Annotated in this window: 32 protein-coding genes and 2 tRNA genes; 19 read left to right on the forward strand and 15 right to left on the reverse strand. The window is 62.2% G+C overall.

The window, feature by feature from the left end; translation table 11 throughout:
• Genes QA643_RS21035 through QA643_RS21045 form a run of 3 tightly spaced genes read left to right on the forward strand, consistent with a single transcriptional unit; the run spans position 1 to position 2,329 of the window.
• Positions 1 to 804, forward strand: a complete 804-nt coding sequence (locus QA643_RS21035; protein WP_283027821.1) for an ABC transporter ATP-binding protein — start codon at positions 1 to 3, stop codon at positions 802 to 804.
• Positions 801 to 1,565, forward strand: a complete 765-nt coding sequence (locus QA643_RS21040; protein WP_283027822.1) for an ABC transporter permease — start codon at positions 801 to 803, stop codon at positions 1,563 to 1,565. Before QA643_RS21035 ends, QA643_RS21040 begins: the two co-directional genes overlap by 4 nt.
• On the forward strand, positions 1,562 to 2,329 hold the full coding sequence (locus QA643_RS21045) for an ABC transporter permease (protein ID WP_283027823.1): 768 nt from the start codon (positions 1,562 to 1,564) through the stop codon (positions 2,327 to 2,329). Before QA643_RS21040 ends, QA643_RS21045 begins: the two co-directional genes overlap by 4 nt.
• Positions 2,330 to 2,673: 344 nt before the next feature.
• Here the strand turns inward: QA643_RS21045 and QA643_RS21050 are convergent, their stop codons facing one another.
• The 6 genes from QA643_RS21050 to QA643_RS21075 all read right to left on the reverse strand — a co-directional run bounded on the left by QA643_RS21050 (position 2,674) and on the right by QA643_RS21075 (position 6,019).
• A complete protein-coding gene (locus QA643_RS21050; protein ID WP_283035093.1) occupies positions 2,674 to 2,901 on the reverse strand; it encodes a hypothetical protein in 228 nt (75 codons plus the stop codon).
• 59 nt (positions 2,902 to 2,960) lie between these two features.
• Positions 2,961 to 3,518 (reverse strand): CAP domain-containing protein, encoded by a 558-nt coding sequence (locus QA643_RS21055; RefSeq protein WP_283034870.1) that lies wholly within the window; start codon positions 3,516 to 3,518, stop codon positions 2,961 to 2,963.
• Between the two features lie 101 nt (positions 3,519 to 3,619).
• Positions 3,620 to 3,696, reverse strand: a tRNA-Pro gene (locus tag QA643_RS21060).
• Between the two features lie 67 nt (positions 3,697 to 3,763).
• A complete protein-coding gene (locus QA643_RS21065; protein ID WP_283034871.1) occupies positions 3,764 to 4,177 on the reverse strand; it encodes a DUF192 domain-containing protein in 414 nt (137 codons plus the stop codon).
• Positions 4,178 to 4,390: 213 nt separating this feature from the next.
• Complete coding sequence (locus QA643_RS21070) at positions 4,391 to 5,056, reverse strand: cold-shock protein (RefSeq protein WP_283027824.1); 666 nt, start codon at positions 5,054 to 5,056, stop codon at positions 4,391 to 4,393.
• Positions 5,057 to 5,257: 201 nt separating this feature from the next.
• A complete protein-coding gene (locus QA643_RS21075; RefSeq protein WP_283027825.1) occupies positions 5,258 to 6,019 on the reverse strand; it encodes a Sir2 family NAD-dependent protein deacetylase in 762 nt (253 codons plus the stop codon).
• A gap of 309 nt (positions 6,020 to 6,328) precedes the next feature.
• On the opposite strand from QA643_RS21075, the gene QA643_RS21080 reads away from it, so the two are divergent.
• The 3 genes from QA643_RS21080 to QA643_RS21090 all read left to right on the forward strand — a co-directional run bounded on the left by QA643_RS21080 (position 6,329) and on the right by QA643_RS21090 (position 7,700).
• Positions 6,329 to 6,502 (forward strand): hypothetical protein, encoded by a 174-nt coding sequence (locus QA643_RS21080; RefSeq protein WP_283027826.1) that lies wholly within the window; start codon positions 6,329 to 6,331, stop codon positions 6,500 to 6,502.
• Between the two features lie 717 nt (positions 6,503 to 7,219).
• Positions 7,220 to 7,366 carry a hypothetical protein gene (locus QA643_RS21085; RefSeq protein ID WP_283027827.1) on the forward strand — a complete coding sequence of 49 codons (147 nt, stop codon included), beginning with the start codon at positions 7,220 to 7,222 and terminating at the stop codon, positions 7,364 to 7,366.
• 139 nt (positions 7,367 to 7,505) lie between these two features.
• Positions 7,506 to 7,700 (forward strand): hypothetical protein, encoded by a 195-nt coding sequence (locus tag QA643_RS21090; RefSeq protein ID WP_283027828.1) that lies wholly within the window; start codon positions 7,506 to 7,508, stop codon positions 7,698 to 7,700.
• Positions 7,701 to 7,757: 57 nt separating this feature from the next.
• Here the strand turns inward: QA643_RS21090 and QA643_RS21095 are convergent, their stop codons facing one another.
• Positions 7,758 to 7,943 (reverse strand): hypothetical protein, encoded by a 186-nt coding sequence (locus tag QA643_RS21095; RefSeq protein WP_283027829.1) that lies wholly within the window; start codon positions 7,941 to 7,943, stop codon positions 7,758 to 7,760.
• A 106-nt stretch (positions 7,944 to 8,049) separates the two neighbouring features.
• Between QA643_RS21095 and QA643_RS21100 the strand changes: the two genes are divergently transcribed.
• The gene (locus tag QA643_RS21100) at positions 8,050 to 8,280 is read left to right on the forward strand and encodes a hypothetical protein (RefSeq protein ID WP_283027830.1); all 231 of its coding nucleotides are present in this window, start codon (positions 8,050 to 8,052) and stop codon (positions 8,278 to 8,280) included.
• Between the two features lie 42 nt (positions 8,281 to 8,322).
• Here QA643_RS21100 and QA643_RS21105 read toward each other — a convergent pair whose 3' ends face one another.
• Positions 8,323 to 8,619, reverse strand: coding sequence for a putative quinol monooxygenase (locus tag QA643_RS21105; RefSeq protein WP_283027831.1), 297 nt, complete (start codon positions 8,617 to 8,619; stop codon positions 8,323 to 8,325).
• A 74-nt stretch (positions 8,620 to 8,693) separates the two neighbouring features.
• Complete coding sequence (locus QA643_RS21110; protein ID WP_283027832.1) at positions 8,694 to 8,849, reverse strand: hypothetical protein; 156 nt, start codon at positions 8,847 to 8,849, stop codon at positions 8,694 to 8,696.
• Between the two features lie 194 nt (positions 8,850 to 9,043).
• On the opposite strand from QA643_RS21110, the gene QA643_RS21115 reads away from it, so the two are divergent.
• On the forward strand, positions 9,044 to 9,202 hold the full coding sequence (locus tag QA643_RS21115; protein WP_283027833.1) for a Flp family type IVb pilin: 159 nt from the start codon (positions 9,044 to 9,046) through the stop codon (positions 9,200 to 9,202).
• A 3-nt stretch (positions 9,203 to 9,205) separates the two neighbouring features.
• On the opposite strand, the gene QA643_RS21120 is transcribed toward QA643_RS21115, so the two are convergent.
• Positions 9,206 to 9,433 (reverse strand): hypothetical protein, encoded by a 228-nt coding sequence (locus QA643_RS21120; protein WP_283027834.1) that lies wholly within the window; start codon positions 9,431 to 9,433, stop codon positions 9,206 to 9,208.
• A 253-nt stretch (positions 9,434 to 9,686) separates the two neighbouring features.
• On the opposite strand from QA643_RS21120, the gene QA643_RS21125 reads away from it, so the two are divergent.
• From QA643_RS21125 to QA643_RS21135, 3 genes are all read left to right on the forward strand, one after another.
• Positions 9,687 to 10,139: a VOC family protein gene (locus QA643_RS21125; protein WP_028346213.1), complete on the forward strand. Its 453-nt coding sequence runs from the start codon at positions 9,687 to 9,689 to the stop codon at positions 10,137 to 10,139.
• A 4-nt stretch (positions 10,140 to 10,143) separates the two neighbouring features.
• Complete coding sequence (locus QA643_RS21130) at positions 10,144 to 10,359, forward strand: hypothetical protein (protein WP_283027835.1); 216 nt, start codon at positions 10,144 to 10,146, stop codon at positions 10,357 to 10,359.
• Between the two features lie 325 nt (positions 10,360 to 10,684).
• Complete coding sequence (locus QA643_RS21135; RefSeq protein WP_283027836.1) at positions 10,685 to 11,329, forward strand: glutathione S-transferase; 645 nt, start codon at positions 10,685 to 10,687, stop codon at positions 11,327 to 11,329.
• 6 nt (positions 11,330 to 11,335) lie between these two features.
• On the opposite strand, the gene QA643_RS21140 is transcribed toward QA643_RS21135, so the two are convergent.
• Entirely contained in the window at positions 11,336 to 11,584 is a 249-nt protein-coding gene (locus QA643_RS21140; protein ID WP_283027837.1) for a hypothetical protein, read from the reverse strand.
• A 45-nt stretch (positions 11,585 to 11,629) separates the two neighbouring features.
• On the reverse strand, positions 11,630 to 11,890 hold the full coding sequence (locus QA643_RS21145; protein WP_283034872.1) for a PilZ domain-containing protein: 261 nt from the start codon (positions 11,888 to 11,890) through the stop codon (positions 11,630 to 11,632).
• 239 nt (positions 11,891 to 12,129) lie between these two features.
• Here QA643_RS21145 and QA643_RS21150 point away from each other — a divergent pair.
• A tRNA-Glu gene (locus tag QA643_RS21150) sits at positions 12,130 to 12,204 on the forward strand.
• Positions 12,205 to 12,506: 302 nt separating this feature from the next.
• Here QA643_RS21150 and QA643_RS21155 read toward each other — a convergent pair.
• The 3 genes from QA643_RS21155 to QA643_RS21165 all read right to left on the reverse strand — a co-directional run bounded on the left by QA643_RS21155 (position 12,507) and on the right by QA643_RS21165 (position 14,432).
• Positions 12,507 to 12,773, reverse strand: coding sequence for a hypothetical protein (locus QA643_RS21155; protein ID WP_283027838.1), 267 nt, complete (start codon positions 12,771 to 12,773; stop codon positions 12,507 to 12,509).
• Between the two features lie 99 nt (positions 12,774 to 12,872).
• Positions 12,873 to 13,022 carry a hypothetical protein gene (locus tag QA643_RS21160; RefSeq protein WP_283027839.1) on the reverse strand — a complete coding sequence of 50 codons (150 nt, stop codon included), beginning with the start codon at positions 13,020 to 13,022 and terminating at the stop codon, positions 12,873 to 12,875.
• A gap of 480 nt (positions 13,023 to 13,502) precedes the next feature.
• Positions 13,503 to 14,432: a hypothetical protein gene (locus QA643_RS21165; protein ID WP_283027840.1), complete on the reverse strand. Its 930-nt coding sequence runs from the start codon at positions 14,430 to 14,432 to the stop codon at positions 13,503 to 13,505.
• A 604-nt stretch (positions 14,433 to 15,036) separates the two neighbouring features.
• On the opposite strand from QA643_RS21165, the gene QA643_RS21170 reads away from it, so the two are divergent.
• From QA643_RS21170 to QA643_RS21200, 7 genes are all read left to right on the forward strand, one after another.
• On the forward strand, positions 15,037 to 15,705 hold the full coding sequence (locus QA643_RS21170) for a PEPxxWA-CTERM sorting domain-containing protein (RefSeq protein ID WP_283027841.1): 669 nt from the start codon (positions 15,037 to 15,039) through the stop codon (positions 15,703 to 15,705).
• A gap of 96 nt (positions 15,706 to 15,801) precedes the next feature.
• A complete protein-coding gene (locus tag QA643_RS21175; protein WP_283027842.1) occupies positions 15,802 to 16,155 on the forward strand; it encodes an H-NS histone family protein in 354 nt (117 codons plus the stop codon).
• 591 nt (positions 16,156 to 16,746) lie between these two features.
• Positions 16,747 to 17,436 carry a PEPxxWA-CTERM sorting domain-containing protein gene (locus tag QA643_RS21180; RefSeq protein WP_283027843.1) on the forward strand — a complete coding sequence of 230 codons (690 nt, stop codon included), beginning with the start codon at positions 16,747 to 16,749 and terminating at the stop codon, positions 17,434 to 17,436.
• Between the two features lie 173 nt (positions 17,437 to 17,609).
• Complete coding sequence (locus tag QA643_RS21185) at positions 17,610 to 17,948, forward strand: hypothetical protein (protein ID WP_283027844.1); 339 nt, start codon at positions 17,610 to 17,612, stop codon at positions 17,946 to 17,948.
• A gap of 414 nt (positions 17,949 to 18,362) precedes the next feature.
• Entirely contained in the window at positions 18,363 to 19,595 is a 1,233-nt protein-coding gene (locus QA643_RS21190) for a Zn-dependent hydrolase (protein ID WP_283027845.1), read from the forward strand.
• Between the two features lie 18 nt (positions 19,596 to 19,613).
• Entirely contained in the window at positions 19,614 to 20,834 is a 1,221-nt protein-coding gene (locus QA643_RS21195) for an MFS transporter (protein ID WP_283027846.1), read from the forward strand.
• Positions 20,835 to 21,007: 173 nt separating this feature from the next.
• Positions 21,008 to 22,051, forward strand: coding sequence for a PrsW family glutamic-type intramembrane protease (locus QA643_RS21200; RefSeq protein WP_283027847.1), 1,044 nt, complete (start codon positions 21,008 to 21,010; stop codon positions 22,049 to 22,051).
• Positions 22,052 to 22,107: the final 56 nt, after the last annotated feature.

Raw genomic sequence — 22,107 nt, forward strand, 5'->3', positions numbered from 1 at the left:
ATGGCCAGCGCCGCAAAACGTCTCGAACCTGTCGCCAGCACTGCCGCACCGCAGATCGCATTTGACTCGGTTACGCTGCAGCTCGGCGGCAAGACCATCATCGAGAATCTGAGCCTCGGGGTGCGGCCCGGCGAGTTCCTTTGCATCGTCGGCGCCTCCGGCTGCGGCAAGACCACGGCGCTGCGTCTGGCCGCCGGTCTTTATCAGCCGACCGGCGGCAAGGTCACGTTCGATGGCCAGCCGATGCGCGGGCCGCGCCGCGAGATCGCAATCGTGTTTCAGGATTACGGCAAGGCGCTGCTGCCCTGGCGCACCGCGGCCGGCAACGTTTCGCTGGCGCTGGAAGCCGGCGGCATGCCCGCGGCGGAGCGCGCTGCCCGCATCGAGGAACTGTTGCGCACTGTCGGCCTGCCCGGCCATGCCGGCAAATATCCCACCGAGATGTCCGGTGGCATGCAGCAGCGCTTGCAGATCGCCCGCTGCCTGGCGCAGGAGCCGAAAATGCTGCTGATGGACGAGCCCTTCGGCGCGCTGGACGCGATGACGCGGCAAGGACTACAGGACGAGGTCCTCTCGCTGGTGGCGGCGAGCGGCGCGACCGTGATCTTCGTGACCCACGACCTGGATGAGGCGATCTATCTCGGCGACCGCGTGATCGGCCTGCTGCCGCATCCGGGCCGGATCGGCATCGAGCTTTCGGTCAACCTTCCCCGACCGCGCGACCAGCTCTCGACGCGCGAGCATCCGGAGTTCCTGCGGCTGCGGCGGCAACTATTCGATTTCATCAAGGCGACCGAGCAGTGACGGCAAATTCCGCCAAGGCGTTGGTGCTGCCGCTCGGCCTTCTGGTGGCGTTCGAGGTCTGGGCGCGCGCCACGCATCTGCAAAGCGACAGCCTGGCGCCGCCGAGCCAGATCGTGATGGCGCTCGCCGGCGCCTTCGCCGATCTCTCTATTCTGGCCGCGACGCGCGATACGCTGTTTGCGGCGTTCACCGGGCTCGCGATCGGCACGGTCATCGGCCTCGCGCTCGGCATTGCGTTCGGGATTTCCGAGACGCTCGACCGCCTGATGGAAGTCACGGTCGAGGCGATCCGGCCGATCCCCTCGATTGCGTTATTGCCGATCGCGCTGATCGCGCTTGGCTTCGGCTATCGCATGGAAATCGTGATCGTGGCGTTTGCCTGCGTCTGGCCCGTCCTGATCCTGTCGCGGGCGGCCGTGCGCAGCATCGAGCCGCGGCTGATGGAAGTGGCGCGGGCGCTGCGGCTGCCGCCAGCGCAGCGCGTCTGGAAGATCATCGTCCCGGCGGCGCTGCCGCGGATCTTCGTCGCCTTCCGCCTGTCGGCCGGCATCGCGCTGATCGTCGCCGTGACCGTCGAGATCGCGATCAATCCATTGGGCCTTGGCGCCGGCATCATGCTGGCGCAGCAGGCGCTCCGCCCCGACCTGATGCTGGCCTATCTGGTGTGGATCGGCGCCATCGGCTATGCGCTGAATGTCTTTCTGGTCGTCGCCCAGAACCGGCTGTTCGGGCGCGCGGCGCTGAGCGGAGACGGCCGATGAACCGGGCTGTGATCCTCTGGCGCGTGGCGAGCTTTGCGGTGGCTGCCGGCTTCATTGCGCTCTGGCAACTGATCGCCAATCTCAAACTGGTCTCGCCGGTATTTTTGCCGGGGCCGGACCGCGCCTGGGCCGCGCTGGTACGCGGTTTTTCCTCCGGCGATCTCTGGAGCAAGCTCGCCGGCACTCTCGAGCACATGGCCTATGGCTGGCTTGCGGCCTCGATCGCCGGCATCGCGATCGGCGCCATCATCGGCTCCTCGCGCACCATGCGGACCTATGTCGCGCCGTCGCTGGAATTTTTGCGGCCGCTGCCGGTCTCCGCCATCATTCCGGTGGCGATCGCCATGCTCGGTCTGAGCCAGGCGATGGCGCTGTTCGTGATTGCGTTCGGTGCGATCTGGCCGATCATGCTGGCGACCATCCACGGCTTCGCCGCGGTCGAGCCGCGGCTCTACGAGGTGGCGCGGTCGCTGCAGATGTCGCGCCTTGCCGTGATCTCAAAGATCGCGCTGCCCTCCGCCAGCCCCGACATTCTCGCCGGCATGCGCCTGAGCCTGACGGTGGCGCTGATCCTCTCGGTGGTGTGCGAAATCCTCGCCGGTCTCGACGGGCTCGGCCATTGGGTGCTGCTGTCGGCCCGCGCCTTCCGCTCCGCCGACCTGTTCGCCGGCGTCATCCTGCTCGGCGTCACCGGTTACGTGACATCGGTGGCGATGTCATTCGCCGAGTACAGACTATTGGCGTGGCAGGCGGCGCAGCGGTGAGACGGCTACGGCTTGCGAAGCATTATCAGAGACGGGGTCCGGAAGGCGTTGAAGCCAAGCAGTGCGCCGCTTCTTTCCGATCGCGTCCCTGGTGACCTTTCCGATCCACCGCCAGAACGCCCGAAAACTGAACGTCACCAGCACCTCATGGTGCCGCATCCCCTTGCCGCCCTTGACCAGCCCGAGATCGCGGATAACGCAGTACGTCCCGCTGCTCATGCGGGCGAACTTCGCACCTCGAAAATGATTGCGCACACGCGACAACATGCGTGCAGCATGCATCGCGCGCCGATTCCGTCAATCTTGACGGCCCGCGAATCAGCCGCGCCGAAATACGAAATCCGTCAGAGCGTTGCGCTGTTGCTGCGGTGTTCGCCGATCCGATAAATCTGTGCGGTCCGGACCGGCATGCGGCCCAGCACTTCGCGACGCTCCTTCATCCGCGTGCCGGGGGCATCCGGCTGCGCGAAGCATTCAAGAATCTGGATACGGATCTCCTCCGCGAGCGGACCTTCGACCTGGCGCATGCGATTCCAGAGCCGGATGATTTCGCGTTGCTTCTCGACATCCATTGGGTCACCTCCGCAGATGACCCCGATGAGAACATAACAGGAACGATATTGCAAGCCGCTTAGAGACAGAGGCTGAGGATTTTCAACCGGCACGATTCGGCTGCGCGCGCTTTCGGCTTCGCCGCGTGCGCCTGCTTTGACTCCTTCGGTGAACCCTTCGGCGGGGCCTTCGGCTTGGGGCGCTCATAATCGCCTGCGATCACCATCGCCCAGTAGGTGCGGCCGGTCTTCGCGCTCTTCACGCTGGCAACGCCGACGCGCGTCGCGCCAGGCAGCAGCAGGTTTTTCCTGTGCCCCGACGAGTTGATCCACTGATCGAGAGTTTTGGGAAAGCTCTCGTAGCCATACGCGATGTTCTCCGCGGCGCGGCCCGCGCTCGCCGGGCTCATGCGCGAATTGAAGTGGCCGAGGACATCGTGGTCCAGCTTGTCCTTCGCAGCCATCGCCTGGGCCTGATCGTGCGCAATCCGCGTCAACGTCGCATCCAGCGTGACGCGCTTCTCCCCATGCTTCAGCCGAAAGTCGGAGATGAGCTGCGCGGGATTCGCCGCGGCCGTCCGGCTTTCGATTGCAGCAGCACAACAAATCAGGAGCCCGCACAGAAGCGCCTGCCGCACCACAGTAATTGTCGTCCCACCGGCCACAATTGTTCCCCTGCCCCTCCCTACCATGGTGGGAAGATCGAGCCCCAAAGGGCGCAGCAAGTCATTGATTTTATTGGTCGGGGCAGCTGGATTCGAACCAACGACCTGCAGTACCCAAAACTGCCGCGCTACCAGGCTGCGCTATACCCCGATCCGATACCTCAGGAAATGCGTCGATACACGCTAAAGCCGCGGCCAGCAAGACAAGGGCTGAGCGGTCAGCGCTTGCCGAACAGCGGGTGCGCCACCCGGTCGCCCGGCTGAATGCCGTATTTTTGCGCCGTGCCCGCAATCACTTCCAGCACGCCCCTCGCAAGGCCACCCGAAGAGATGATCTTGGTCGAAAACGGCTCGGTATTTTCCGCGATCCGCAGGATGCGGCCATCGGCGCGGATGAAGATCATGTCGAGTGGAATGTAGGTGTTCTTCATCCACATCGAGATCTGCTGCTCCGGCGAGAAGTCGAACAGCATGCCCTTTCCGTCAGGCAATTCCTTCCGGTACATCAGGCCGGTCTGTTTCTCTTCCTCGGTCGTCGCCATCTCGACCGAGAACACGTGCACGCCTGACTTGGTGGCGATCTCGAGCGGCTGAACGCTCGCCGCCCGCGCAGCCGGAGCAACGGACAGCATCACCAGCACGGCAGATGCCGCCGCAAGCAACATCAACACGCGGCCTTCCTTTCGGAGCCGCGCAACCACAACAGCGAAGTTCATCGAAGCACTCACGCCTGAAATCTAGGGGAATTGGCTGGGAACCCTAACCCAAGGACGGCGGCAAATACCACAGGACGCCATGCGGATGCACGGCGTCCGGCTCACGTTTCCGTCACCGGCGTGGCAGCCTCAGTGCGAGGACAGCGCCGACGGCCCGGTCTCGGGATGGATCTCGGCCGCCATCATGCCCTTGGAGCCGGGCCCGAAGCGCACCAGCACATACTGGCCGGGTCGCAGCTCGGTCATGCCGAAGCGGCGCAGCGTCTCCATGTGGACAAAAATGTCGGGCGTGCCCTCGCCGCAGGTCAGGAAGCCGAAGCCGCGCAGCCGATTGAACCACTTGACCTGGGCCCGCTCCAGGCCGCTGGTCGGCGTGACGCTGACATGCGTCCGCGGCGGCAGCATCTGCGCCGGATGGATCGCGGTCGACTCATCCATCGAGACGATCCGGAACGCCTGATAGCCCTTGGCGCGCTGCACGCATTCAACCACTACGCGAGCACCTTCATAGGCGGTCTGGAAACCGTCGCGCCTGAGCACCGTGACATGCAAAAGCACGTCGGGCCAGCCGTTATCAGGCACGATGAAACCGTACCCCTTGGAAGCGTCGAACCATTTGATGACGCCGGATATTTCGACCAGATTGGCTGCGGCATCCCCGAGCCCCGAGAACGCATCCACCGCCGGATCGCGTGGCGCGCCGGCTGTGTATTCACCTGGTCCAAGCCTGTTCTGCCCTGTCCCGCCTGACGGCGGCCCCCCGAGCTTCTTGGACCCAAATTCGTCCGACCCCATGACCCCGGACCCTCACACTTCAAAAAAGCGGCCCGCTGTCGCCGAAGCGGACCGGAACACGCGCCCTACCATGACCATCATGCTAACGCAGCGCGAATCTCTCGAATCAAAAGATAACACTCTCGATTGTGCCGCATAGCTAAAAAAAACAAAATTGCGGAGGCTGTGAACAAGCTTGCATCGCCGCGAATCAGTTGGAGATCAATTGCCTACAAACGGTCCGAGCGTCTCGCCGATGTCGTGACGGATCACCAGGTCGGCGACATCGTCCTGTTCCGTCGGCTCGTTATTGATGATGACGAGCTTGGCGCCGCAGTTCTTGGCCATCCGCGGAAAGCCTGCGGCCGGCCAAACCACGAGCGATGAACCGATGGCCAGGAACAGGTCGCAGCTCTGCGCCAGTTCTGTGGCGCGACGCATCGCATCTTCGGGCATTGCCTGTCCGAACGAGATTGTTGCCGTCTTCACCGGCTCCTCGCAGACGGTGCAGTCCGGTGCTTCGCCGGCCTCTTCGAAGCGCACCCTCACCCAGGGAAGATCATAGGCCTGTCCGCAGCCGATGCAGCGGGCATAGGTCGTGTTGCCATGCAGCTCGATCACGTCGTCGGCCTTGAAGCCTGACGCCTGATGCAGATTGTCAATGTTCTGGGTGATGATCGCCGGGCTCTTGCCGGCCTTGTAGAGCGAGGCTAGCGCGCGATGCCCGCGGCCGGGCATTGCCGCCGCAAAGGTCTCCTCCATCGCAAAGCGCCGCCGCCAGGCTTCGGCACGCGCCTCGGCGCTGGCGACGAATTCGTCGAACGCAATCGGGCGGTTGCGCGTCCACAGCCCGCCTGGCGAACGAAAATCGGGAATGCCGCACTCGGTCGAAATGCCGGCTCCGGTAAAGGGAACGATACAGCGGGCTTCGGCGATCATGTTGCCGAGTTGCTCCACGCCGCTGCGCAAATCCTTGGCGATCACGCTGATATTTTCCGAATGGGTTGGACCGTGCCGACTATAAGCACGGCCATTCGGATTACCAGATCGATGCACCTGCCGGCGGATGCATCGTCCCCTTGCAGGCGGCCTTATCAAATCGCCTTATACCCCGTCACCCTCATGCTTTCCCGTTTCGTCTGTTCGCTGATGGGAACCCAGAGGACGACAAGCGCGCGACAAGAATGCGCCACCCCTTATCCACGACCTTCGCATCAAAGCCGCAGGCAATCACAAACATGCCCCATTCGCGCGTGCCAATCGTCGCGGGGCGCGAATCAGACGAGAGGACGGATGGCGAAGACGGAAAAGGAAGAAAGGCTCGCGCGTGATCGCGCCGAAATCGCAGCACGCGTGGAAAGCTTCCGGGAAACCCAGCAGAAGTTCGAGCGCGAACGCGAACAATATTGCGATAAGACCTTGGCCAACGCAGTGAATGGATCCACCCGCCCCTCTTTCTGGCGCTAACGCGGAACCCGCCGGGCGCTGCTCGGCGGAGGCGTCATCTCCGGCTGAATACGACGAGGGGGAACCGACGAGAGAATTGTAGAAGGACGGGAACGGCGCCGGAGTATCAACGTTTTTAGCTAGGTGCAGCAACCTTGCGAGAGGTGAATGCACGAAAGACCCCGTCTTCATCCTCGGATGTGGGCGGGGTTTTTATTGCGCAGGGGATTCGTACCCTCAACCGTAACGTGTAGCCATGCGATCTCGCGGGTCTGATCATCGCATTGCGCAGGAACTAACACCTGACCGTCGGAGTTCACTTGCGGGGAAAGGTGCGTCATGCCCGTATGGATGGAAATTCTAATCAATGTGATTGGCTACGCCGGCTTCATTGCTATCGCGACCTATCACAAATCGCCGGGCGAGAAATTACCCGACCGCTGAGTGTCGCCGGCCGGTTGGTTCGTCTCGCGGCGTGTTTCCAACATGGCCTCTGCCTCTCTGCGCTGGCGCCTCCGTCCCTGTCGGATCAAGACCTTCATTTTCGCCGTATGCTTTTTCAGCTCACGTGCCATTCGCGCGTCCGGCGCATCGTTTGAGCAAAGACTCCTTTTGTTCTCCTGGAACGAACAGGGGGCGCGTTTTCCGGCCCGGCTGTCTGCTTAAGATACCGTTACCCTCATGCTCGCGCGTCGAACCTTTTTGGCGGCATCCAGACTCATCAAAAAAGGTGCTGCCATGACCCAAGCCGACCACTATCGCGAGCAGGCCATCCGAGCCCGGCGGCTCGCTGAAGCCGTCAAGGACCCCGAAGCTTCGAAGAAGCTGATCGAGATGGCCGAGGAATTCCGCCTCTACGCCGAGCGGCTGGAAGAGACGCACTAGGCCGTTTTTGCTACGGAGGAATCGAGGCGGAGCCTAAGGCTTTGTTTACCGTTTCCTGCAGAAGCGGCTCGCCGTTAACCGAACCTCTTTACAAGACGTAAATACGCACCTGACAGGGTTTGGCCAGGAGGGTTGTATCATGGTCATTTACCCAATACCGGTTGAAGTGACACAAGCCAGAATTCAGCTCGTGGTCGATCAGACCGCGAAGGCGCCACAGCACACCATCAATCAGGACCTTCAGGCCGTCGACCATGCCAAGGCAGCCGCCGTAGAAGCGGCCCTTGCAACGGCGACCGCCGAAGAGCCGCCGCTGGTGGACGTCAAGGTCTGACCTGAGGGAAATCCCGATCTGCGCATGGGGGCCGGATGACGTCCGGCCGCTCTCTCTTTACGCGCGCCATGCGAGCTGCTGCGCGTGCACGACGCCGAGCGTCAGCACCGCACCGAGGCCGGCCAGCACGGCCAATCCCGCGAACCAGACCCATTGCGGCCTTTCCTTGTAAGCCAGGAAAGCGGAGCAAATCGTGCACACGATGGTCGGCGTGTTCACGACCAACAGAACCCATGCCAGCATGTCGAGCCTCCCGGGGTGATGCAGATGCGTGAAACTAGAGCCCGCCCCTGAACGGGACTGTGCGCCCGGTCACAGCGCATCCCGGCGGCCGCGCTATCGTCGCGCCATGATGTTGCTTCGCATCCTCTTCATCTGGTTCATTCAAGCCCTGCTGTTCGGCATCGGGATCGGCACGGCGGGCCTCGCGGCGCATCTGCTCGGTCCGCTTCTCGCCAGCGCCTTTGCCGTCCACGAACTGATCCCGACCGCGCTCGTCTTCTTTGCGGTCGCGGCCGGTCTCGGATGGTTTGGCAACAGGCATTGGCCCGAGGATTGGACGTACAATCCTCTGCTCTGATCGCCTGACGTACAAACCTTTCAGGCAAACAATGGGCGCCTGCTATCGTTCGATCACTTCCGTACGATAGATCTGCGTGCCCGTGGTCTCGACGATCCGGCCCTTGAGCGACTTCACGAACGCCTTGGACCCCTCGACGGCGAAATGCGTCCGCAGCGCCGCCTCATCCGCCCATTGCTCGAAGAAGAACAGCCGCATCGGGTTCTGGCAGTCGACGTGCACGTCATGCGAGATGCAGCCGGGCTCCTTGCGGGAACGCTCGACATGCTCGAGACTCGAGCGCAGCACGGCGTCGAACGTGTCCTCGCGCGCCAGAATGCTGCCTGTTACGATAATCATGCCGCCCTCCCCGTTCGCCCCACCGCCCTCCTCGGCAGGTGCCGGGTGTTGCGCGTCGAGATGGGCCGATCCGGCTAGTGTATCAGACGCGGCAGCATCACGGATACCGCCAGCAATGCGCCGAGGCAGCTTACGACGGACAGCTTCATCCGGGCCGTCCTGGCGTCGGTGATCGGTAGCACGAGAAAGAACAGCATCGCGAGAATGAGCACGCCATAGAGCAGGTACATGGTCGATCCCTCCGTTGAGTGCATGATGGACGGCGGAGGCAATCGCGTATGTGTGTGGGATCACGCCGGGTGGACGGCGGTTTGTTTCGCTCCGGGATGCCGGGCATAAAAACGCGCAATTTTACGCTTTTGGTTGTCTTGATGGCAACTTGGGCGTGCCACACCTTTTTCCGGGAATTTTGAGAGTGAAATGCATGTTCGGAAAGTTTCTGCGTGACGAGAGCGGCGCAACCGCCATCGAATACAGCCTGATCGCCGGATTTATCGCCCTCGCCATCATCGCCGCCGTCGGAATGACCGGACAAAGGCTCGTCGAACTGTTCCAAAGCCTGATCCCGGCACTGACACGCTAGCGGTCAAAACCCCGCCAGGACAAAGATGGCGAGGATAGCCAGCGCCCAAAGCGCGAAGCCGGTCAGCCATGCCGCGAAGTCGTCAGGGTTCTTGTAGCCGAACAGGTGAAGGACCGACGCGCCGGTGGCGTAGAACAGAATTTCGAGAAACAGATTCAAGAGCCGGTCGAGCATCAGGTCTCCAGTCCGGACGCGGTGCTTCGCCACTGAGCCTGGCAGCTGATTGCGCATCGCTTTGTCCAGCTCACGTCATGGCACCTTCCGGTGCTGGCGATTAGTCGCCCCACGCGCCGCTCCGGTTCACCTGCCCGGCAAGGACGCCTCGCGCGCGAAAGCGAACAGCTCAAAGGGGATGATGGTGGGCGCGAATGCAGCAGAACAGAGCCGCCCGCGACGACTGCCCTTCGCTGCGATTTGCTGCTATCTATGCCCTGCCCCGCCTATAACGACGGAAAATCCGCACACGTTCTCAAGGAGTTCGCAAATGAGATACCTCCACACCATGCTGCGCGTCCGCAATCTCGATACCGCGATGAAGTTTTACCGCGACGCGCTGGGGCTGAAGGAAGTACGCCGGGTCGATAACGACAAGGGCCGGTTCACGCTGGTGTTCCTGTGCGCGCCCGAGGACGAAGGCCTGTTCAAGGCAGCGCCCCAGAACCGCGGCGCGCCGCTGGTTGAGCTCACCTATAATTGGGACGAGGAGAAATACGGCGAGGACCGCTATTTCGGCCACCTCGCCTACGAGGTCGACGACATCTATGCGACGTGCGACCGCCTGATGAAGGCCGGCATCACCATCAACCGGCCGCCGCGCGACGGCAACATGGCCTTCGTGCGCTCGCCGGATCTGCATTCGATCGAGCTGTTGCAGAAGGGCGAGCCGAAGCCGCCGGCAGAGCCGTGGACCTCGATGCCGAATACCGGCCACTGGTAGGGTGTTGTACAAGTTCTTCGTGCACGTCCACCATCCGAGCTACCGGCTCGTGACACGAGCGGACGCGCCGTTTCCGCCCGATACGAGCGAAAGCGAATGGCGGCTGACGCGCAGCCGCCATTCCGACGACGTCAATGCCGAAGTGCGCGAAGCCGTCGAGCAGGACGGCTATTCGCTGTTTCGGATCGGACTGTCGCTCTCGGAAATTCCCAAATCGTAAAACGTTCCGTCGCGCAGGCCTGTTTTTTGCGCAGGAACAGGTCACGACATGCCGCGTTTTCCCTTCGATTCATTTCGAGGAGGAGATGATGGGACGAGGAATCCTGTTGTGGTTGCTGGGTGTGCCTATTCCGGTGATCATTTTGCTGTGGCTGTTCTTCGGTCATTGAGAACTGACGAGCCGTTCGTGCGCAAGGTCGGGCTCTGTCGCATCGCGGCGGAGTCCGATTTGTTTTTGAGCCTCTGTTTTGAGCCGCAGGATTTTTGCCCTGCCCGCCCATCTTCGGCTATGAACGCAGCAACGAAAATCAGCGGGAGCAACGCGCGTGGCCGACAACAACAAACAACTCACCGTCTGGGGCCGGGCCAACTCGGTCAACGTCCAAAAAGTGCTGTGGTGCCTCGCCGAGCTCGGCCTCGCCTATGAGCGCATCGACGCCGGCATGCAGTTCGGCAAGAACAACGAGCCGGCCTATCTGGCGATGAACCCGAACGGCCGCGTCCCGACCTTGGTCGACGGCGACTACGTGTTGTGGGAATCCAATTCCGTGATGCGCTATCTCTGCATGGCTTATGGCGCGAATTCGCCGATCTACCCGTCGCAGCCGAAGGCGCGGGCCGGCGTCGACCGCTGGCTCGACTGGACGCTCTCAACGCTGCAGCCGGTCGACCGTCCCGTGTTCTGGGCGCTCGTGCGCACCCCGCCCGAAAAGCGCGACATGGTGGCGATCCAGAAGGATGTCGACGCCGAGGCGGTGGTGTGGCGAATCGCCGAGGCGCAACTGGCGAACCGGCGCTTCATCGAGGGCGAGCAGTTCACCCTCGCCGACATCGCGATCGGTGCCTTTGCGCGCCGCTGGTTCGGCGTCGAAGGCGTGACCAAGCCGAAACTGCCGAACCTCGAGCGCTGGTTTGCGCAAGTTTCAGAGCGTCCCGGCTTCGTGCGATTCCTGTCGGCGCCGATGACGTGACGGCTGTCAGCGTGAGCCGCTGGAAACGCCCGCACCGACGCCGATCGCACCGCCGATCTTCATGCAGGTGCCGGTGCCTTCAACCCTGACGAAGCCTGCGCCGTATTCCGCGCAGGCATTGGCCGAGTTCGGGCGCTTCAACGGGAGCACCTTGCCCGATGGCGCGGCCTTGTCGGATTTGGGAGGACGGCGTTGTTCCGCCACGGCGCCTGAAGACAGGACGAGTGCTGTCGCCAGCAGGAGAAGTTTTCGCATCTCGCCTTTTTACCGCTGCCCGCAGCTCGACGCCAGCGGAAGGATCTAGCGAACGAACTTGACGCCCACCGTCTTGCCGCGGCGCCAGACCACTTCGCAACGGCGGCCAGTTCGGGCATCGCGCGAAAACGCAAGCCGCAATTTCGCCGGCAGCGAGTTCGGATCGTCGATGGTGACTTTGGCCCCGGTCGTGGACATGTCCTGCACCACGCATTGGCGCGCAGCAAAGCCGCCTTCCAGCGTGATCCAGCCTGGCTGGCTCAATGATTTGCGCGTCTCGCGCTTTTTGCTCGCTCGCAAGGCCATGTCGGAAATCCCCCGGACATCATCCCTACACCGGGCGGCTTTACATTCCGTTGCGCTGCGTGGAGCACCCGCCGGGGCGGGGCGCCGGAGAACAGCCCACAAGATCGGCTTTGCGAGCGGCTTGCCCCTCCGGCCAAACGCCACTATACGTTCGCCCGTCGCCGCCGCCATGAACCATGAACGGCCGGCGGCCAACACGGCCATCAGGCGCATAACGCATTGATTTTCCGGTTGTTTTTGCTCCCTTCGTCTATCGGTTAGGACGCCACCCTTTCACGGTGGAGAGAGCGGTTCGATTCCGCTAGGGAGCGCCATCGTCCCCCGACGATTGAAATTCCTAACAAGCCTTTACCGACCGCCGCCTGAACGCTTGTTCCGCGACCGGCCTCGCGTCGCACCTGCCGGTGGCGCTGTGGTTCATCGGAGCCGCGGTTCTGGGTACTCCCCTATGGCATCATGCGTAACCGGCGTCGTACACGCCCCGAAAAAGCGACCACCGAGCAGGCGACCAAAGATCTCTACGCGCGAGAGAACCGCAACTGACTCTCTTGCAAGCTCCTGCGGCGCAGGCAGCCAGACCATATCCGGCGGCGCGGCATGTCGTGCTCGGCCGGCCTTACTCGGCGGGCGGCCCCTGATTCTTCCGGAACGGATCGGCCGCTTCATCGTGTCCGCTGCGGCTGCTGAAGAACATCAGCGCCATCAGGCCGCATCCGACCAAAAGCGAAAAGAACGTGCCGAGCCCAAGGGCGATCCAGCCGTGCCGATCCATCACGACGTCGCCCGTGGCGTTCCATACCGTGGTCGCCCAGACCCCGGTAAGGATGAGCAGAGCCATCAGGACCAGGATGAGCGCGATCTGTCCGGCGCCAAGAGTTCGCATCGGTAATGCCTTCTCGGGTCGTCCCCTGCAGGCGGTGAACCATCGGGGGAAGCATCCGTTCCTCGCACGAAACGACGCAGGAAGCGCTGTCGGCCTGCCCTAATCCATACGCGCTTTTTCCTTGAGGTCGCGAATGCGCGTCTCGGCTTCTTCCCTGGAGGTTACGATCTCGGACTCGTCAGGTACGCGCGCCTCTTTGCTGAGCCTCTTCAGTTCATCGAGCTGTTGCGGCGTGGGCTTTTCGGTCATGGGCGGCTCCTCTGCCAAGCCAACGGTGTCGAGAACGCGCCGTTCCTGGAAATGCATCAGCCTTCGGCGGCCTGCGCGGCACTTTGCCCATTTCGCGAGCATATCCTGCGGCTTACCCGGCGCTGGTCACGTTGCCACCACGTTCAAATCCCAGTGGAACCATTTTTGCGGCTTAAGGGAACCATTTTCAGGTTCCATGATCCCCATCGTTAACGCAGTCCGTCAAACGGACGCGGCGTCAGTAATGGGGTACAGGGAATGGATATAGCTGCCATCGCGATTACGGGTTGTGTCGGAATCTACCTCGCTCTCCGCTATACTTTGCGGTCCTACTTCCCGCCGGATACCTGATAGGCCGCAAGCGTCGGACATCGCCGGCGCTTCGCTGCTCGCCTGAATACGATCTCGCCGTGGCCGGGTTTTCCCGGCCATTAATTTTTCCAGCATCCGTTCTGCGCGCCGCCTTCTTCGTCAGATCGCTCAGGTCGCGCGCCGCGGCAACTGCCTTGGCGCCCGCCATTTCCTGGCCGTCAGATAGACGGGACCGCCGAGAAAGAGCGCGACGCCGCCGATATACATCGCGACGAGGAACAGAAATTCGAGCGGCGCGGCGGCGAAAGCAACACGGGTAGAGCCCGAAATAGTATACGGCGCTCCCCGCAAAATCATGGCGACCAGCTGGCTTGCCGCGAACAGGCCGATCGGCACACCGACGGCCAACGCCCAGAGCGGCAACGGCCTGGCAGAACCGGCATCCGCGGTCTCGCGGCTGCCGTGCAACGGCGGCCGTTCCTGCAAGGGCTCAACCTCAGTCGCAAACTCGGAGCCGAATAGCTTGCCGAGCTCTGCGATCTGTTCGGGCTTCAGATACACAATGGTGGCATCGCCATCGAAAAATGCAGCGAACCGTCCCGCCGCTCCAGGCGGAAGCCGCTCGTTGAGACGCGTCACGACCGACCAATCAAAATCCTTGTCCGCGATCAGATCGAAAGACGGAGCGCCTCCCTCGCCTTGAATGACGATTTCGATACGATGAGACAGACCATATTGCCCCAGCCTCTGGACGCTCGACGCCGAGACGGTCGCGTTCGGCCATTCTTCCCCCGCCAGCGCCATGATCGAGGCGACCACCCCGGCATAATCCTCTTCGCCGGCGACGTCGAAACAATGGTCCTGAAAATGGACGGCGTTGGCAAACACCTGCTCTGGGCCGGTGAGCGCGAGATCGAACCAGGTCAGAGGCAACGGCGGATCCGGGATGCCGGTCCCTGCAAATTCTTCCGCGATCCGCCGTGCCAGCGCCGGGAATTCTTCTTCCGGAAACAGCGGCCTCAAGCCGATCCGCGCAAGCTGCGGAATCGCAGCCGCGATTTTTGGCGCGTCATCGGCCGTCAATCTCCGGGACGCCATCATCTCAGCTCCACCCATGCAATGCTGTCGCGCATCGGCCTGGACGAATTGCCGGGGGCAGCCATGGGCACGCCTGGCCGATGGGTTTGGTCCCAGTGCATTTGCAGTTGCTGTTCACCATCGGCGCGCTCCTGAACGAAGGCACTCTCAACGCGTCGTACGGCGATAATTTGACCCGCGCTTCAACGGGCTGCATCGGCAAAGCAGTCACGCATGCCGAACGATAGGCGGCAGCGACATGTCTCCGGAATGAACGCCGCAGAGCACCCACCTGAAGCTGGCCTGACCCACGAAGGATGGGAAAAATACCTATTTATTTTAATCCTGAACCGACTTACCGCTCAATTAAATACGACTATATAAAAATGAACACGTCCCACGAAAATTCAGTCGGAACGCGCATTTTGAAGGAGATGCACAATCACTGGCGCGCAACCTACAAATGTTGAAATTATTTTAAATAGAGGTATCTCAGTAATCGCTTGCCCCTTTACACTTTTTTAATAATCGGTAGATTTCGGGAAAAGGTGGCAATCAGTCAGCCGCCATTTTTACGCGAATTTTACGCGAATTTTTGGCACCGGTAGGCAGGGAGTATAATGGAATGGTTAGTTCACGCGGAATATTGGCAGCTGCTTTCATATCGATGGCCGCTGTTTCGATCAGCCCGGCGCAGGCAGACATCGTTGTGGTCACGGGCGTCAACAATCAGGGCACGGACAACGTGCTGCTGGACCCCGCGACAAACGTGTCGCTCGTCACTGGCACGGTCGGACCAAACGACCTCGTGGTTAATTTCACGTCCACGAGCGGCACCGGACTCTTGAGCGCAAACCCCAGCGGCCAGGCCACGGTGTCAGGCGGTACCGGGAACACTTCCCTGACTCAACTCTCGTTCGACTTGGCGAACAACGACACATTCACGAGAGCCGTGTTCAACATCAATGCCGCCAGCAATGGGAGCGTGCTTATCCATGTGGAGGGCGTCAATATCAACGGCGGCTTCTTCGAAGACGACTTCACGGTCAACGCCAACGGCCAAAACTTCTTCACTGTTACCAGTATCAACGGACAGCTGATGACCGACATTTCGCTCACAGCGATTAATGGCGCGACGTTCGAAGATGTGCGGCAAGTCCGGCTCGGAGGGTTTGAGACGGTCGGCGCCGTCCCCGAGCCCTCCACCTGGGCCATGATGATCCTCGGCTTCGCCGGCGTGGGCTTCCTCGCCTACCGCCGCCGCGCACAAGGTCAGGCACTGCGGCTGGTCTGATACGCGCGCATCGATAGAAGACGAAAAGGCCGCCACCGTGGCGGCCTTTTTTTCGAGATGGCGACCCACCCAAGTTGATCGCTGCAGAGGCATGTGATGAAACGGAGGGATTGCAATTTCGAGACGATGTCAACCGCCGAGCTCTGGGACTTGTACAATGAGCTCGGATCCAAACTGGCCGTCAAGCTGGAGGCCGAAGCCAACTTGCTTCAGCAAAGACTGGACGAGATCCAGCGCCGTGCCAGCCTTTCCCCCATCGGTGGCACCGACAAGCGCAAACATGCCGCCGTGGCAAAATTTCGCAACCCGCACGCCCCGTTCCAGACATGGTCGGGCAGAGGAACACAGCCGCGCTGGGTCAAGGACGCGCTCGAGCGCGGCGAGACAATGGATAGCCTGCGGATCAAGGCGCTTGTCCCTCAGCAAGATGAGGAAACCCATTCTGTGTAGTGCAGGCCGCTGGCGTCTCCTCGATCGGACCATCCTATTGCGACCATCTTATGGATCGAGACCCCCGTACGAAAAGAACGGGCCGATCTGAAAGATGCCCTCGCCGGTTTCGAACATCGGCTCGAAGCTCGCACGGGATACTGGAAGCCATCGCCAGCGCATGAGCCGCTGCCGCACGATTTCAAACTGCATTCGCCAACGACGTCATCGCAGCGGTGAAAAACCGGAAGAGCGAGCATCTCGGGATGGCCGGCCTGCGACGAGCGACCATTATAGCCAGTGCCGGACCGGCAACGCCCATTGATTGCCGGGCCACGCCCCGATCGAACAACGGGAAAAACTGCACTCAACAACAATACAGCCTGAGCAATTATTCAATCAGGACGGCCAAAGAGCAACTTGAGGCTGCCACAACCCTTTGTATTACGAGGCAATATAGGTAAATCCAACTGACATTTAAATATTTTAATCGACAGCGCTAAATCACTTTACCAATTTTTAATGACTGATAAATTTCGGGAAAAAATGGCAATACTCAAACTTGGATTTCAAACTTCATCAGGGGGGTGCATGTAAAACGGAGTAGCAGTCATGAGGTTCAATCGAACTGCATTAGCTTTGACATTTCCAGTGCTGCTTGCGACCGGTGCTTTGGCCTTTACCAGTCCGGCTCAAGCGGACCTTATCTTCACCCTTGATACGACCAATGGGTTTGCCACGTGTCCTGTCGGTGGTTGTGGAACCATCGACATCGACGTAACTAGCGCGACTTCGGCAACCGTTACGTACTCTGCGGCTACGGGGTTCGCCTATCACCAGAATGTGGTAGGTCTAAATATAAACCTTGGCGGCGGCAGCGCGTCTTTAACGACGTTTTCCGGCACGTTGGCTGATGGTACCGCGTACCCGCAAGCCACCAATCCCGCAACCCAAGGATCAGGAAATCTAGACGGCTTCGGCTTCTTCGATTTCGTAGTCAATACGTTTGACGGCTTGGCAACGACGTCAGGTACGTTCACGATCACTGGTACTGGCACGTCGTGGACCGAAGCTAATTTCCTCACGCCCAACAATAAGGGCTTTGAGGTGGCTGCTCAGATGGGCTTTTGTGGCACCGTCTGTACGACCGATCACGGGCCTTTTGTTAGCACAGGCTTCGCCGCTGCGACGCCTGCGGTCCCCGAGCCATCCACCTGGGCCATGATGATCCTGGGCTTCGCCGGTGTCGGCTTGTTGGCCTATCGCCGCCGCAGGCAAGGCCATGCAGTCCGTCTGATCTGACGGCTTGTCTCCTCCAGAAAATTGCGGGCCGCCACACGTGGCGGCCCTTTTCGAAACCGACAGCCGCACAATGTTAAATCGCAGCCGCTGGGTGAGGGACGCACTTGAGCACGGTGGGACAATTGCCAGCTTGCGGATCAAGACACTCGTCCACCGGCCAGATGAGGAAGCGCATGCTGCGTAACTTCCGCCGCTGGTTCGCGTCGGCTCGCAGACTAATGCATTGGGAGCATCCTATGGACCGAGATCCCCGCGCGAAAGAACAGGCCAATCTGAATGACGCCCTCTCAAATTTCGAGCATCAGCTCGATCTGTTCGAAGCTCGCGTTGGGTACCCGCCGAAAGACTCGCAAGCTCCCGACCTCGCGCCGGCTGATCCGCACACCGCAGCAGGCAATGATCCTCGGATTGCATTCGCCAGTAACGTCGTTGCCGCCATGAAAAATCGTATGAGCGAGGATCACGCGGCCGCCGGCATGCGCGATGCCGTCTCTCCCGACAGCCGCTGGTGAAGCTCCGCCCTAATCCGCCTGGACCAGCGCCCCCTTCGATCTACCGGAAGCAGACACAAATCCCCCGCGAGCAACGCGCGGCGCGGGGGCCCCCGGCCCGTTGCGCCGCCGCTTCACGAGAAGCCTATTTCCTCCGGCATGCCCCGGCGGTTAGAGTTCCACGGCAGCCCACCACCCTACAACTACTTTTGCGATAGTGATGCGGAACTACACGCCAGGGGACAGAGCGAAGATCACGGCCGGTGCGGTGGCCGCGATCGTGATAGTAGTGGCTAGCGATCGCCGCGCTCGGGTTCCTCATGGCATAAATTCACGATAGTGGCCTCGTTCACGGAACTTTGTTCTACCCTCGCGAAAACGTGAGGAACTTTGTTCTACCCCGGAGAACTACGGATAAACGAACGCGTGTAGTCCATGACTGATCATCTTCCGCGTGCAGACGGTGCGCGCGTTCTCGCAGACCTACACGCATTGCGTGCAATAGGCCCGTATAAGACCGGGGTCCACAAACCGACATTGTCGGAAGCGCATCTGGATTCCCTGCGGTGGCTGGTACAACGCCTCCCCGACGCCGGGCTTGCGGGCGAGATCGACGGCATCGGCAACGTGATTTCTACCAGTGCCAAAGCCGGTCCGAAATTGCTGGCCGGCTCGCACCTGGAAAGCCAGAACCATGCAGGCTGGCTCGATGGACCGCTCGGCGTGGTCTACGCGCTCGAGGCCGCTCGCGTCCTCAATGGCGACGCGGCGACGCGCGGCGCCGTCGAGGTCGCGGCGTGGTGCGACGAGGAAGGGCATTTCGGGCACTTCCTCGGCAGCCGCTCCTATGTCGGCGCGGTCAGCGATGCCGAAATCGATGCGGCGTGCGATCGTAGCGATGGCCGGACCATGCGCGAGGCGCTGGCACGCGCAGGCCTTGCCGGCCGTCCTCGCGTGCAGGCCGAACGCGGGCGCCACATCGGATATCTCGAGGCTCATATCGAACAGGGCGAGACGCTGGAAAGCAGCGGCCTCAAGATCGGCATCGTCACCTCCATCGTCGGAATCTGGCAATACCGCATCGCGTTCACCGGCGAGCAGAACCATGCGGGCACGACGCGGATGGCCGTCCGGCGCGATGCAGGCCTCGCGCTTGCCAGATTTTGCGTCGACATCGACGATCGTTTCCCCGCCGCCTGCGGACCGCGCACGGTGTGGACCACCGGCCGCATCACCCTCGATCCCGGCGCACCCAGCATCATCCCGGGCGCGGCGGAGATGCTGTTTCAGATCCGCGATGACGATCCCGCCGTGATCGCGCGGCTGGAGGACCTCCTGCGCAGCATGGCCGCGGAGGTCGACAGGCAGGGCCGCTGCCGCGTCGCGGTGGAGCGCATCCGCACCGGCGCGCCGGCGCGAATGGATGCCTCGTTCCAGGATGCCATCGAGGCCGCAAGCGCAGCCCTCGCGCAGGGCAAATCGCTGCGCATGCCGAGCGGTGCCGGGCACGATGCCCAGACCCTGGCCACCATCATGCCATCGGGCATGCTGTTCGTGCCCTCGATCGGCGGCATCTCGCACCACTGGACCGAGAACACCGCAGACGCCGATATCGTCACGGGCGCAGAGGTCTTTGTCGAAGCCTGCCGCCGCCTGTTGGCGCGATGAGGCGGCGCGAGATGCGACATGATCGCTGATACCGGGCCGAACCGTTCGGCCAGGGGCATCCCGCCCGGCGTATGGGTCCTGGGCTTCGTCTCGATGCTGATGGACATCTCGTCGGAGATGATCCACGCCCTGCTGCCGATCTATCTGGTCACCGTGCTCGGCGCGTCGATGGTGACGGTCGGCGTCATCGAGGGCATCGCCGAGGCGACCGCCTCGATCACAAAAATATTCTCCGGCGCGCTTTCGGATTGGCTCGGCAAGCGCAAATGGCTCGCCGCCACCGGCTATGGCCTTGCCGCCATCACCAAGCCGGTCTTTCCGCTGGCGCCGACGATCGGCTGGCTGGTGGCTGCGCGTTTCGTCGACCGCGTCGGCAAGGGCATTCGCGGAGCGCCGCGCGACGCACTGATAGCTGATATCGCGCCAGCCGATCTGCGCGGCGCCAGCTTCGGGCTGCGGCAATCGCTCGACACGGTCGGCGCGTTCGTCGGTCCGCTGCTCGCGATCGCCCTGATGTGGTGGACGGCAGACAACTTCAAGACGGTGTTCTGGTTCGCGGTGCTTCCCGCCTTCCTCGCGCTGGCGCTGATCGTCTTCGCCGTCCGCGAGCCCGAACGGCCGCCGACGCTGCGCGTCGTGCGCAATCCGATCAGCCTGGCCGAGATCGGAAATCTCGGCGCCGCCTATTGGTGGGTGGTGGCGGTGGCGAGCGTGTTCACGCTGGCGCGCTTCAGCGAGGCATTCCTCATCCTGCGCGCCCAGAACGTCGGGTTGCCGATTGCGCTGACCCCTGCTGTGCTGGTCGCCATGAATGTCGTCTATGCGCTCGCGGCCTACCCGGCCGGCGTCATCTCCGACCGCGTCAGCCGTACGGCCGTGCTGGCAGGCGGCATTCTGTTGCTGGTCGCGGCCGACGTCGTACTGGCCCTGCTCCCATCGGTGGGCGGCGTTGCGCTCGGCGTCGTGCTCTGGGGCCTGCACATGGGGCTGACGCAGGGATTACTGGCCGCCCTCGTCGCCGATACCGCGCCGGTGGAATTGCGCGGCACCGCTTACGGGTTTTTCAACCTGCTGGGCGGCGTGGCCATGCTCGCGGCCAGCGTCATTGCCGGCGCGCTCTGGGACAGCGCCGGACCGCAAGCGACGTTCCTGGCGGGTGCCGGCTTCGCGGCGCTCGCACTGGCGGGATTGCTCCTGGTCCAGGGCAGGATCGGCAAGCCATCCAGGCCCGCTGCCTGATTACACCTGCTTGAACAAGTGTGAACCGTTGACCGGACCTGCGGCGCGTCCGAAATGTTGATGGCAGACGGCGTGGCGTTCAAACCGGCTTTGGCGACAAGGAGTCGCGTTTGACTTTCTTGCAAACGGCTGAAGATACGGCCATTTTCGTAAATGAGGTAAAGTTCCGCAAGATGTTGTTGCTTCAGGCCCTCCCCACATCGATCGGCGTTGCCGCGATCGCGCCGGCGTTGCTGCTGCTATGGCTCGTCATCGCCGCCGACGAGCGTCCCGGTCCGCCGGGGCGGGTGTGGCTCGCCTTCATCCTGGGGGCCGCCAGCATCTCGCTGCTGGGCATCGCGCGGGCCCCGTTTGCGGCAATCCTCGCGGTGCCGGGAAACCCGTGGATGACGCAGGGCCTGCGCTCGGTGTTCGGGGTTGCCGCGCCGGAAGAGATCGTGAAGGTCCTCGTCATCCTCCTGGTCGCCGCGTCGGCGCGCCGCCGCACCTTTGCCGACCCGATGGACACCGTGGTCTATGGCGCGGCCGCCGGCCTCGGCTTCGCCGCTTACGAAAACCTCGCCTATCTCGTTCAGCACTCCGACATGTGGCGTTCGCTTGCCGCGCTGCGCAGCGTGCTGACGGTGCCGTTTCATGGCGCGCTCGGTATCATCGCCGGCGCCTATATTGCGATCGCGCGCGCCGGCACGGCACTCGGCGCAAATCGCCATCATCGCGACTGGGCACGGATATCGAGCTGGGCGCTGGCGCTGTTCGCACCGATCGCACTCCATGCCGCCTTCGACTTTCCGCTGCTGACCCTGCAGAAACATGGCGAGCTCGGTCCCAACGCGCGACTGCTGCTGGGCGCGGCGAGCCTGCTGATCGGCTTCAGCTCGATCGGATTTGCGATCCGCCTGGTACGGCGCGTCGGCCGCCATCATGCGCCGCGCACCGAGATCGCGCGTGAGCGGTTGAGCCAGTTGCGGCGGATGTGGGCGCTCTTGCTCGTTGGCAGCGGTGCTGGATTCGCCGGCGCGGCTTTCGTGCTGACCTCGCTGCATCACTGGTTCGTCAATCCCGACCGTAACGCCTCGCTGCTTCTCATTCCGCTCGGCATGAGCTCCATTCTGATCGGCCTCGCGCTCTTGCTGGCGACCTCGGCGGTTTATGTATTCGGCCGCAACCGCATCAGAACCTCTGCGGACGGATTCTCGTCCGCGCCCGAGCCCGGCTGAACGTCATCCGTCCGTCGTTGATATCGATCAAAAAGGCCAGCGAACAATTTTCGCCC

It is taken from the genome of Bradyrhizobium sp. CB3481 (assembly GCF_029714305.1).
In the GTDB taxonomy this organism is placed as follows: domain Bacteria; phylum Pseudomonadota; class Alphaproteobacteria; order Rhizobiales; family Xanthobacteraceae; genus Bradyrhizobium.